The sequence below is a fragment of the uncultured Phenylobacterium sp. genome, assembly GCF_902826855.1.
Lineage (GTDB): Bacteria > Pseudomonadota > Alphaproteobacteria > Caulobacterales > Caulobacteraceae > Phenylobacterium.
Map to the genome: position 1 here is coordinate 1 of NZ_CADEGK010000161.1, position 10,846 is coordinate 10,846.

The 10,846-nt window shown below is 69.9% G+C and carries 11 protein-coding genes; 4 read left to right on the plus strand and 7 right to left on the minus strand.

Annotation, left to right across the window (positions count from 1 at the left end; translation table 11 throughout):
• The 3 genes from QZV94_RS18620 to QZV94_RS18630 all read right to left on the minus strand — a co-directional run.
• On the minus strand, positions 1 to 451 hold a 451-nt coding region (locus QZV94_RS18620), incomplete at its 3' end, for a hypothetical protein (protein WP_293680220.1).
• A 187-nt stretch (positions 452 to 638) separates the two neighbouring features.
• The gene (locus QZV94_RS18625; RefSeq protein WP_293680223.1) at positions 639 to 1,025 is read right to left on the minus strand and encodes a response regulator; all 387 of its coding nucleotides are present in this window, start codon (positions 1,023 to 1,025) and stop codon (positions 639 to 641) included.
• 25 nt (positions 1,026 to 1,050) lie between these two features.
• Positions 1,051 to 2,118 (minus strand): HWE histidine kinase domain-containing protein, encoded by a 1,068-nt coding sequence (locus QZV94_RS18630; RefSeq protein ID WP_293680251.1) that lies wholly within the window; start codon positions 2,116 to 2,118, stop codon positions 1,051 to 1,053.
• A 306-nt stretch (positions 2,119 to 2,424) separates the two neighbouring features.
• Between QZV94_RS18630 and QZV94_RS18635 the strand changes: the two genes are divergently transcribed.
• A complete protein-coding gene (locus tag QZV94_RS18635; protein ID WP_293680229.1) occupies positions 2,425 to 4,020 on the plus strand; it encodes an APC family permease in 1,596 nt (531 codons plus the stop codon).
• A gap of 15 nt (positions 4,021 to 4,035) precedes the next feature.
• Positions 4,036 to 6,477 (plus strand): ATP-dependent helicase HrpB, encoded by a 2,442-nt coding sequence (gene hrpB, locus QZV94_RS18640; protein ID WP_293680233.1) that lies wholly within the window; start codon positions 4,036 to 4,038, stop codon positions 6,475 to 6,477.
• A 3-nt stretch (positions 6,478 to 6,480) separates the two neighbouring features.
• Here the strand turns inward: hrpB and QZV94_RS18645 are convergent, their stop codons facing one another.
• Positions 6,481 to 6,948 carry a carboxymuconolactone decarboxylase family protein gene (locus tag QZV94_RS18645; protein WP_293680236.1) on the minus strand — a complete coding sequence of 156 codons (468 nt, stop codon included), beginning with the start codon at positions 6,946 to 6,948 and terminating at the stop codon, positions 6,481 to 6,483.
• A 125-nt stretch (positions 6,949 to 7,073) separates the two neighbouring features.
• Here QZV94_RS18645 and QZV94_RS18650 point away from each other — a divergent pair, with 125 nt between their 5' ends.
• Complete coding sequence (locus tag QZV94_RS18650; protein WP_293680239.1) at positions 7,074 to 7,436, plus strand: hypothetical protein; 363 nt, start codon at positions 7,074 to 7,076, stop codon at positions 7,434 to 7,436.
• Between the two features lie 3 nt (positions 7,437 to 7,439).
• Here QZV94_RS18650 and QZV94_RS18655 read toward each other — a convergent pair whose 3' ends face one another.
• Positions 7,440 to 8,231 carry an RNA methyltransferase gene (locus QZV94_RS18655; protein ID WP_293680242.1) on the minus strand — a complete coding sequence of 264 codons (792 nt, stop codon included), beginning with the start codon at positions 8,229 to 8,231 and terminating at the stop codon, positions 7,440 to 7,442.
• Positions 8,228 to 9,142: a class I SAM-dependent methyltransferase gene (locus QZV94_RS18660; protein WP_293680254.1), complete on the minus strand. Its 915-nt coding sequence runs from the start codon at positions 9,140 to 9,142 to the stop codon at positions 8,228 to 8,230. The genes QZV94_RS18655 and QZV94_RS18660 overlap by 4 nt, the downstream gene beginning before the upstream one ends.
• A gap of 122 nt (positions 9,143 to 9,264) precedes the next feature.
• Between QZV94_RS18660 and QZV94_RS18665 the strand changes: the two genes are divergently transcribed.
• Positions 9,265 to 9,897, plus strand: coding sequence for a TetR/AcrR family transcriptional regulator (locus QZV94_RS18665; RefSeq protein ID WP_293680245.1), 633 nt, complete (start codon positions 9,265 to 9,267; stop codon positions 9,895 to 9,897).
• A gap of 48 nt (positions 9,898 to 9,945) precedes the next feature.
• Here the strand turns inward: QZV94_RS18665 and QZV94_RS18670 are convergent.
• Positions 9,946 to 10,846 (minus strand): lytic transglycosylase domain-containing protein (locus QZV94_RS18670; protein WP_293680248.1); only part of this gene is annotated, 901 nt, incomplete at its 5' end.

A 10,846-nucleotide genomic window follows, 5' to 3' on the forward strand; every position in this document is an offset into this window, starting at 1 on the left:
GGCGGCCGAGGTGGTCGTGCAGCAGTCCCAGCACCGTGGCGGCGTAGCCCTCGGGCGCCGCGCCAGCCACGCGAACGGCGTCCTTGCCGAACATGTGCCGCGTCTCGCGCCACATCATCTCCGACCCACCGGGCGCCAGCACGCCGACGAACTGGGCGAGGCTGAGCGCGGCCTGATAGTCGCCATCGACGCGGACGTCGGCGCCATCGTCGAAGGCGCGCGACACGCTCACGTTCTCGCCGTCGTAGCGCAGGGACCAGGTCGCGACGTCGCCGTCGAACTTCAGGTGTGGCGGCGCGTCGGTGAACCGCTCGCTGATGGAGAAGGGGCGGCCGCCCAGCCGCTCGGCGCGGATCCTGACCGTTTCACGTGCGAAGCGCTCGGCCTCAGCCAGCCACTCGTCCGACAGGAACTCGACCTGACCGGGCAAGACGATCGCGGACTTGTGCATCGGGGTGGCCTCCATCCAGCGACCGCATGCTAGCCATCGACTGCGCACAGGGGAAGCGAGCGGTGAGGCAGCGTCACATGGGGAGTTCCTGGTCCAGGTTGGCCAGACGCCGCGCTGGCGTGACCAGCGGTCTGCGCCAATCCAGCTATGTGCAGCCTCATATCGCTGAGGCCCTGACCCGCTCCCCTCAGGCTGCCAATGGGGGACGCCGTGGCGCCGGCTTGCGATCAGCGCTGGGCGTTGCTGGAGCCAGCACGCTCGCCAGCGCCTCGCGCAGTTCCGTCGCGTGGTACGGCTTCTGCAGCGCCGGCAGCGTCCGATAGCCTTCCTGCAGCCGGTTGGAGGCATACCCAGTGGAGAGGACGAAAGGGAGGCTGCGCGCGATCAGGGCATCGGCGACGGGATAGCTCATCTGCCCCTCGAGATTGACATCGAGGATCGCCGCGTCGAGCGGCTTTGTCTCAATCATCGCGAGCGCTTCGGCGACGCTGGCGGCTGGTCCGACGACCAAGCAGCCGAGGTCAGTGAGCATATCGTGCAGCAGTAGCGCCACCAGCATCTCGTCTTCGACCACGAGGATGCGGCGGCCAGCGAGTGAGCTAGTAGCCACGCTGGGCCGCTCCTGGTGCGCCAGACACAGGCATGGTGATCGTGCAGACCATGCCAGCGGGGGCGTACTCCAGGCTAACCTCGCCGTGCACCTCCTGCGCCAGTGCATCCTCCAGCAGGCGGGAGCCGAAGCCCCGTCGGGTCGGCGGAGCCACCCGCGGTCCGCCGCTCTCCTTCCACCGTAGCCGCATCTGGTCCCCGGCGGATGTTGGAACCATGCCCCAGTGGATATCCACCTGACCGGCGCGTCCATTCGATAGCGCGCCGTGGCGGATCGCATTGGTGGTCATCTCGTGCAGGACCAGAGCCAGGGTGAGGGCGGCCTTCGGGGACAGGCGGACGTCCGGGCCCTCGATCGACACACGCGAAGGCCCCGTCTGCGATCCACGCAAGGCGAGCGGTCGCAATATCGCATCCAGGACATCGCGCAGCGGGACAGCGTCCCAGTTGTCGCGCCCCAGGAGACCGTGGGCCTTGGACAGCGCCAAAATGCGTCGTTCCAGGGTCTCGACCAGGTCCCGGTCGGGGCTCCCGCGCAAGGTCTGCACGATGATGGACTGCACGGTCGCCAGGGCGTTCTGGGTGCGGTGGTTCAACTCGTCGAGAAGAAAGCGCAGCCGCTCTTCCTCACGCTCGTGCTTTGAGAGGTCCACCAGCGAAATGAAGTGCTGGACGACATCTCCCGCCTCGTCTCGGACCGGGCTGATGGTCAGGGCGCCGCGAAAGACTGTACCATCCCTGCGGCGGTAATAGCTCTCCGTGTCATCCTCAGCACCAGCCGCGAACGCAGCTTCCATGCGAGCTTCGCAATCGGGGCCGCGCGACGACAGGAAGTCCAAACGCTGCCCGAGCACCTCGGCCCGAGGGTAGCCGGTCAGGGCGAGGAAGCTGTCGTTGACGAAGACGATGGGGTGACCCTCCGCCTTCGCGTCGGTGAACACCATGGGCATCCGTGTGGTTTCGGCCGCGACGACGAACGGACCAAGGTCCTCGCGGAAGGTATCGACGGCGGCTTCGGCCGTCTTCTGACCTGGGGACTTTGTCGCCACCCGTGGCATGCTCAATTCCATCGCCTTCGAAAGCGTCGATGGCCCCGGCGCCGGGAATGCTGTCGCGCGTCCTGGTCCGAAGCAGGCGACCCGACGAACCTACTCCCGGTATTGCCGCGAGCGAAACACCAATTGGCAGTTGTGGGAAGCTGGTGTCAGCCATGGCCCGGCATGCCGCACGTCGCCCCTCTCCAGGCTTGAGCCTTGGGCCGAGGTCGTCGCGCCCCGATTGCCGGTTCCTGCGCGCGCGTCTAGCGTGCCGCCACGCCCGGCGAGGGCAGAATCGTTTTGGGAAACAGCCGTATGGCGAACGGAATGGCGCGCATCTTCCTGCGCAAGTCGGTCGGACAGATCCAGTCCGAGCATGAGCACGGGGAGCTGAAGCGCTCGCTGGGAGCGATCAACCTGGTGCTCCTGGGCATAGGTTGCATCATCGGCACCGGGATCTTCGTGCTGACCGGCCGCGCCTCGGCCCAGTTCGCCGGACCGGCGATCATGATCTCCTTCGTCATCACCGGTACGCTCTGCGCCTTCGTGGCCCTCTGCTACGCCGAGCTTGCCTCCGCGCTGCCGGTGTCGGGATCGGCCTATTCGTACACCTACGCCTCCATGGGCGAGGGCGCAGCCTGGGTCATGGGCCTCCTGCTGGTGCTCGAGTACGGCCTGGCGGCCTCCACCGTCTCAGTGGGCTGGTCGGGCTACTTCGTCAGCCTGATGCACGACTTCGGGATCGATATCCCGGCGGCCTTCCAGGCCGCGCCTGGGGTGATCGTCAAGGACCACGACGGCAACGTCCTCGGAACCGGCGTGATGAACGTGCCGGCCTTCGTGGTGATCGGCCTGGTGACCATGCTGCTCATCCGCGGCGTCACCGAGTCCGCCCTGGTCAACAATATCGTCGTGGCGATCAAGGTCTCCGTGGTCGTCGCCTTCATCGTCATCGGCTTCCAGTACGTCGACACGTCCCAGTGGTCGCCGCTGGTTCCCGCCGAAATTCCGGCCCGGCCAGCGGGCACGGACATGAGCATCTGGGCCCAGATCGGCCGCGCCCTGGGCGATGTCGTCACGGGCAACGCGGACTACAAGTACGGCATCGGCGGGGTCATCCACGCCGCAGCGGTGATCTTCTTCGCCTACCTGGGCTTCGAGGCGGTCTCCACGGCCGGCGCCGAGGCGAAGAACCCCGGCAAGGACATGCCGGTCGGTATCCTGGGCGCGCTCGCCATCTGCACGATCCTCTACATTCTGACCTGCGCGGTGCTGGTCGGCATCGTGCCCTATGAGCAGCTGGACGTGCCCGCGCCCATCGCGCTCGCGGCCGACCAGATGGGACTGCCGTGGTTCGCTTTCGTGGTGAAGGTGGGCGCCATCGCCGGCCTGTCTTCGGTGATGCTGGTGCTGCTCTACGGCCAGACGCGGGTGTTCTACACCATGAGCCGTGACGGCCTGCTGCCGCCGTCGCTGGCCGCGGTGCACAAGCGGTTCCAGACGCCGTGGATCAACACCATCATCGTCGGCATCGCGGCGATGCTGGCGGCGGGGTTCCTGTCGCTGGACAAGCTGGCCGACCTCTCCAATGTCGGTTCGCTGGCCGCCTTTGCGCTGGTCTGCATCACGGTGATGTACCTGCGCCGTAGCGACCCGGGGCTGGCCCGGCCGTTCCGCACCCCGCTCTATCCGCTGGTGCCGATCCTGGGCGCGGTCATGTGCCTGATCCTGCTCATGAGCCTGATGTCGACCGAGCACACCCGCAACTTCTTCCTGATCTATCTGGTGGTGGGGATCGTGCTCTACTTCGCCTACGGCATGCGCAACTCCAAGCTCGGCCGCGGCATCGTGGTTACGGGTGGCGAGGGCGAGCCGCGGGAGTTGCCACACCGCGTGGGCGAGCCGCCCGAAGGCCAGGGCTAGGCGGCCGGCGGCGCCGTGCTGCCGATCCACGACGCCCTGCCGGAACTGAAGGCGGCGCTGTCCTCGGGCAGCGCCGCTGTTCTTGTGGCTCCGCCCGGCGCCGGCAAGACCACCGTCGTGCCTCTGGAACTGCTCGCCGAACCGTGGATGGCGGGCGGCAAGATCGTCGTGCTGGAGCCCCGCCGCCTGGCCGCCCGCGCGGCCGCCGAGCGGATGGCGTCGACCTTGGGCGAGCCGGTGGGCCGGACCGTCGGCTTTCGGGTGCGCATGCAGTCGAAGGTGTCCGCCGCCACGCGCATCGAGGTGGTCACCGAGGGTGTCTTCACCCGCATGATCCTCTCCGACCCGGAGCTGGCCGGCGTCGCCTGCGTGATCTTCGACGAGTTCCACGAGCGCAGCCTGGACGCCGATCTCGGCCTGGCGCTCGCCCGCGACACCCAGAAGCTGCTGCGCGACGACCTGCGCCTGCTGGTGATGTCCGCCACCCTCGACGGCGCAGCGGTGGCGCGGCTGCTGGACGACGCGCCGGTGATCGAGAGCCTTGGCCGCATGTTCCCTGTCGAGACGCACTACCTCGGCCGCGCCGCCCTCGCTGGACCGGGCCGTTTGGAGGAGCATGTCGTCCGCGCCATCGAGCGCGCCTTGGGCGAGCAACCCGGCAGCCTGCTCGTCTTCCTGCCCGGCCAGGGCGAGATCCTGCGAACCGCCCAGCGGATGGGCGAGCGTGCCCGGCCGGACGTGGACATCGCGCCGCTCTACGGCGCGCTGGATCCCCGCGACCAGGACCGCGCCCTGCAGCCCGCGCCGGAGGGCCGTCGCAAGGTGGTCCTCGCCACCTCCATCGCCGAGACCTCGCTGACGATCCAGGGCGTCCGCGTGGTCATCGACGCGGGCCTGGCCCGTGTGCCTCGTTACGACCCCGCCAGCGGCCTCACGCGGCTGGCCACCGTCCGTGTCTCCCGCGCCGCCGCCGACCAGCGCCGCGGCCGGGCCGGACGCACCGAGCCCGGCGCCTGCTACCGCCTCTGGGACGAGGCCGAGACGCGGGCGCTGCCGGCCTACGCCGATCCGGAGATCCTCGACGCCGACCTCTCCGGTCTCGCCCTCGACCTCGCCCGCTGGGGCGCCAGGGACGCCGGCGGGCTCGCCTTCCTCGACCCGCCGCCCGCCGCCGCCTTCGCCGAGGCCCGCGCGCTCCTCGTCCGCCTGGAGGCCCTCGACGCCGAGGGCGTACTCACGCCGCACGGCCGCGCGCTGGCGGACATGCCGCTCGCGCCGCGCCTGGCCCACATGGTCCTGAAGGCGGCCGAGACTGGTCAGGCCCCGCGCGCCGCCCGCATCGCCACGCTTGTCACCGAGCGAAACCTTGGCGGCCGCGACGCCGATCTCCGCCATCGCCTGGAGAGCCTCGAGCGAGACCGATCGCCCCGGGCGCGCGACGCCAGGGCGCTCGCCGACCGGTGGGCAGGGCTCACCGGTCGGGCAGGGAAGGGCGAGCCGCTCTGTGATGGCCTGCTGCTTGCGTTTGCCTACCCCGAGCGCGTCTCCAAGGCCCGCGGCGGGCAGGGCGAATTCCAGCTCGTCAGCGGCCGCGGCGCCTTCCTCGAACCCACCGATGCGCTCGCCCGCGAACCCTGGCTGGCGGTGGCCGAGTTGGGCGGCGGCGAGCGCCGCGATCGCATCCTGCTGGCCGCGCCCCTGGACCCCGCCGAGCTCGACGCCTTCGCCGGCCAGTTCGAGACCGAGGAGCGGCTGGAGGAGAGCGGGGCAGGGCGCCTGCGGGCCAAGCGTATCGTCCGCCTTGGGCGTCTCACCATTCGCGAGAGCGTGGATGACAATCCCGACCCGGCCCTGGTCGCCCGCGCGCTGGCGGAGCGCGTCCGTCGCGAGGGCCTGGCCGGCCTCCCCTGGGGCGAGGCCGCGGCGTCCCTGCGCCAGCGCGCGACTTTCCTCCATGCCCGCGATCCGGCCGTCTGGCCCGACCTGTCAGAGCCGGCCCTGCTGGTCCGCCTGGACGAATGGCTGACCCCGCTGCTGGCCGGGGTGCGATCCCTGGCCTCGCTCAAGCCCGACGCCCTCGACGCCGCCCTGCGCGCGCTGGTCCCGTGGGACCTCCAGCGCCGCCTGGAGACCGAGGCGCCGGCCCGCTGGACCGCGCCCACCGGCAGCTCCTTCGTCATCGACTACGCCGCCGAGGCCGGGCCTCGCATCGATGTGCGGGTGCAGGAGGTCTATGGCCTGGGCGCGCATCCCAGCGTGGCCGGCGTCCCGCTCACCCTGTCGCTGCTTTCGCCTGCCCACCGCCCGATTCAGACCACCCAGGACCTGCCGGGCTTCTGGCGAGGGTCGTGGAAGGATGTCCGCGCCGACATGCGCGGGCGCTACCCCAGACACCTCTGGCCCGAAGACCCGGCCGCCGCCCAAGCGACGAGCCGGGCCAAGCCCAGGGGAACCTGAGACCTAGGCGGCCGCCTTCCGCGCGGGACGATCGTGCGGATGCTGCGAGCGAAGGCCGATGGAGATCCGGTTCCAGCTGTTGATGCTGGCAATGAGCGCCGTCAGGTTGACGATCTCGGTGTCGCTGAAATGCGCCTTCAACGCCTCATAGTCCGCAACCGGCGCGTGGGTCTGCGAGACATGGGTCAGGGCCTCCGTCCAGGCGAGGGCCGCCTGCTCGCGCGGCGTGAACAGCTTCGACTCCTGCCAGGCGTCGAGCAGGAACAGCCGCGCCGCCGTCTCACCCTCGGCCAGGGCGTCGCTGGTATGCATGTGCAGGCAGTAGGCGCAGCCGTTGATCTGGGAGGCGCGGGTCTTCACCAGCAGCATGAGGCTGTGCTCCAGCCCGCTCGCGGCGAGATAGGTCTCCAGGGCCAGCAGCGGCTCCAACATCTTGGGGGCTACGGTTTGGGGGTTCAGTCGTTGGGTCATGGAAGTGCTCCTTTGTCCCCCAGGACGGTTCCGCCGGCCCATCTGTGACATCGTCACGGCTGGAGAATTCGCGTCTCTCTCACCATTTCGAGCGTAGAGTGATCATGAACCCGGAGCGCCGTTCCATGAGCCGTGCAGCCCTCTTCGCCCTCATCGCCGCCCTCGCCGGGGCCGACGCCGCCCAGGCCGGGTCGGCCGAGGATGCGCTGCACGCTGCGGTCCTGGCGCCCAGGGCCGCCATCAGCCGCCCGGGCGATGCTCCCAACGCCCGCATTGTCCTGGCCTACCGCGACGCGGAAGACTACGCCCTGCGCCGGGCCGGGATCGCCAGGACCTCCGTGTCGGAGACCGAGGACGAGATCACCCGTTCGCTCGGCTTCCTCTGCGGGATCCAGCCCGGCCAGAAACCCACGGGCGCGGCCGCGGCCCGCGGCTACGACACCAGCGGCCGTTTCCTCGGCGCGCAACTCCGTGTCGCGCTGAAGTGACGATCAGCTCGTCGCTGCGTAGATCATGATCCCCGTCGCCACCGACAGGTTCAGGCTGTCGGCCCGGCCGCGCATGGGGATCTTCACGTTGACGTCGCAGAGCGAAGCTATCTCCGGCGGCAAGCCCTGCTGTTCGTTGCCCATCAGCACCAGCACCGGCTTAGCGTAGGCCGCCTCGCGGTAGTCGAGATCCGCGGAGAGCAGGGTCCCCACGACAGGGCCGCGCCAGCTCTCCCGCCAGGCGGCGAACTCCGGCTCGCTCGCCTTCACCAGCGGCACGGCGAAGATCGAGCCCATGGTCGCGCGCACAGCCTCCACCGAGTAGGGATCGCAGCACTCGCCCACCAGGACGACGGCCCCACAGCCGGCCGCATCGGCCGTGCGCACGATGGTCCCCAGGTTGCCGGGGTCGCGCACCCGGTGCAGGGCCACCACGCACTTCGCGGGGCCAGGCGTCACCGCCGCGAGCGGGGCGAACGCCTGGGCGAACACCCCCACCACCGCCTGGGGGTTTTCGCGGCGCGACACCTTGGCCAGGATGTCGTGCGTCACCTCGATGACCTGCCCCTCGGCCTCTGCGGTCGCGGCCAGGGCCTTGCGCATCATCGGGTGCTCAGCGGCGAGCGGCCCATGCATCAGGATCCGCGGCGCGTGGCCGGCGTCGATCCCCTCGAGCACGGTCTTCAAGCCCTCGGCGACGAACAGGCCGGTCTCGTCGCGCGTCTTGCGCATGTGCAGGGCGCGCACGGCCTTGACGGTGTCGTTGGACAGCGAGGTGATCGTTCGGCCGTTCACGGCGCCCCCTCCCTCGTCCAGCGCGCGAAGAAGCTCATCCCGATCGCGCGGTCGCCCGCATCCTCCTCCAGCGCCAGCTCTCCCCAGGCGATTTGCCCGCCGCGGCCGGCCAGCTTCTCAGCCAGGAGCCCCGCCAGCGCCGGGCCGGAAATCCGCTCGGCGTAGGCGTTCAGCACCAGGAACTGCGCGCTCTCCGAGAGCAGTTCGGCGCACAGGCCGGCCAGCTCGGGCAGGTCATCGAACAGCCGCCACACCTGCCCGTCCGGCCCGCGCCCGTACTTCGGCGGGTCCAGGATGATTCCTTCGTATCGCGAGCCGCGCCGCACCTCGCGCTGCACGTACTTGCGGGCGTCCTCGGTGATCCAGCGGATCGGCCGATCGGTCAGCGCGGAGAGCTCGGCGTTCTCCCGCGCCCAGGCCACCGCCTTCTTAGACGCGTCCACATGGGTCACCGCCGCGCCCGCCGCCGCCATCACCAGGCTGGCCACACCGGTGTAGCCGAACAGGTTGAGCACGCGCGGCTGGCCACCGTCTTCGCGGGCCGCCTGCACGGCGCCCTGCAGAAACGCCCAGTTGGCCGCCTGCTCCGGGAAGAAGGCGAGGTGCCGGAACGCGGTGAACCGACCGTGGAATGTCACCGGCCCCCAAGCCAGCGGCCAGGACTCCTTCGGCCCCTCGCGGAAGCGCCAGTTGCCCGCCTCGTCGTCGTCAGTCGGATCGAACACCGCGTCGGCCGCCGCCCACCGCGCCGCCGACAGCCGTGGCGTCCACAGGCATTGCGGCTCCGGCCGCACCACCGTGTAGGGCCCGTAGCGCTCCAGTTTCCGGCCGCCTCCGGAGTCCAGCAGGGCGTAGTCCGACCAGCTCCTGGTGCGCATCACCTCGGGGGTCGCGGCGACCCTGGGGGCGATTTCGGAGTCTCCCGCGGTGACGCTCATCGTCCGCCCCTTACCGCACGTCACGCCCGCCACAAAGACTTGTCACACCAGCGCTTTTGAGGTCCGCTGTCGCCGCTTAGGCTTGGGGAGTCTGCATGAGCGCAGTTGTGGCGGCGCCGCGGAAGACCGCGCGCAAGGCGAAGGGGGATGGGCACCTCCGGCGCGCGGAGATCTTGGAGGCGGCCGAGCGCATCTTCGTCGCCGAGGGCTACGAAGGCGCCACCATCCGCAAGATCGCCGACGAGGTGGGGGTCTCCTCCACGGCGCTCTACATGCATTTCCAGGACAAGAGCTGCATCCTCGCCGAGATCTGCGAGCGCACGTACCGCGACCTGCTGGCCGCCAACAGCGAGATCGCCGAGCGACCCCTGGACCCCGTGGTCCGTACGCGAATGATGCTGGACGCCTACATGCGCTGGGGCCTGGAGCATCCGAATACCTACCAGCTGGTGTACTGCGGAAGCAGCCCGGCCGGCCAGCCGCTGCCGGAGGGCACCGCCGAGCTCAGCCGCCAGTGTTTCGCCACGTTCGCCTGCGTCGTCTGCGAGGTCGCCGCCAGCGGCCGCCTTCGTTTGGGCAGCGCCGAGTCCGCCGCCCAGGTGCTGTGGATGGCCTGCCACGGTGTCGTGGCCCTGATGACCAGCCGCCCGAACTTCGACTGGGCCAACCGCGACGAACTGATGCAGATCACCCTCGACAGTATGCTGCATGGCCTGATGGGGGACTGACGCGATCCCCGGCCTTATCCCGCAGGGGTAGGGCGACTCAAATCCACCCTACGGCGCACTGGTGTTGATCGACTGCCCGGTCGGCGCATAGCCATAGGCCCCGCGCTTCAGATCGGACGACAGGGTGATCCGGGCTGTGCCGCCGTTCAGCTTGGCGCGGTAGACCTGCATGTTCTCCATCACCCGCATCACGTAGTTGCGGGTCTCGGAGAACGGGATGCACTCGATGAAGTCCAGCGGATCCTGGCTACCCGCGCGCGGGTCGCCGCAGAAGCTGACCCAGGAGGCCGGCCGGCCCGGCCCGGCGTTGTAGCCGGCTGCGGCCATGATGTAGGACCCGGAGACGCGGTTCACCATCTCGCCCAGGTAAGCCGAGCCCAGCTGCATGTTGTAGTCGGCTTCGTAGAGCCGGGCGGGCGAGTAACCGACGCCGAGCCGCCGCGCCACGATGGAGGCCGTCGAGGGCAACAGCTGCATCATCCCGCGCGCGTCGGCGCCCGAACGGACCGACGGATCGAAGCCGCTCTCTTGGCGGGTGACCCCCAGCACCAGCGCCGGCTCGGGCGCGCCCGGCACGGCTGGCGGCGTGCGATAGGGGTAGGCTCGGTCGGCCAGGATCAGTCCCCGCTGGGCGGTGGCGCGGCCCGCCTTCATGGCGGTGTCCTGGTCGCCGTAGCTCTTGATCGCATCGATCAGCAGGGCCGCCTCGACTGTGGTCGGCACGGTATCGTCCAGGTGCAGGGCGAAGGCGCGGAACAGGTCCCGCTGGCCCTGGTCGGCCAGCAGGCGCATGGCCTGCACCGCATCCTGAGCCTCGAATCTGGCGCGGTCGGCGGCGCTCAGCACAGGATCGCGCGGCAGCACCAGGTCGCGGCCCAGCTTCTCCGCGGCCAGCTGGCCGTAGAAGGTGGTCACGTACTCTGCGCCACGGCCGTAGTAGTTGGTCGCG

Coding starts and splice junctions, on each gene's coding strand:
- QZV94_RS18635 (WP_293680229.1), top strand. CDS start 2,425: ATGGCGCGCATCTTCCTGCGCAAGTCGGTCGGACAGATCCAGTCCGAG.
- QZV94_RS18665 (WP_293680245.1), top strand. CDS start 9,265: ATGAGCGCAGTTGTGGCGGCGCCGCGGAAGACCGCGCGCAAGGCGAAG.
- QZV94_RS18630 (WP_293680251.1), bottom strand. CDS start 2,118: ATGCCACGGGTGGCGACAAAGTCCCCAGGTCAGAAGACGGCCGAAGCC.
- QZV94_RS18650 (WP_293680239.1), top strand. CDS start 7,074: ATGAGCCGTGCAGCCCTCTTCGCCCTCATCGCCGCCCTCGCCGGGGCC.
- QZV94_RS18645 (WP_293680236.1), bottom strand. CDS start 6,948: ATGACCCAACGACTGAACCCCCAAACCGTAGCCCCCAAGATGTTGGAG.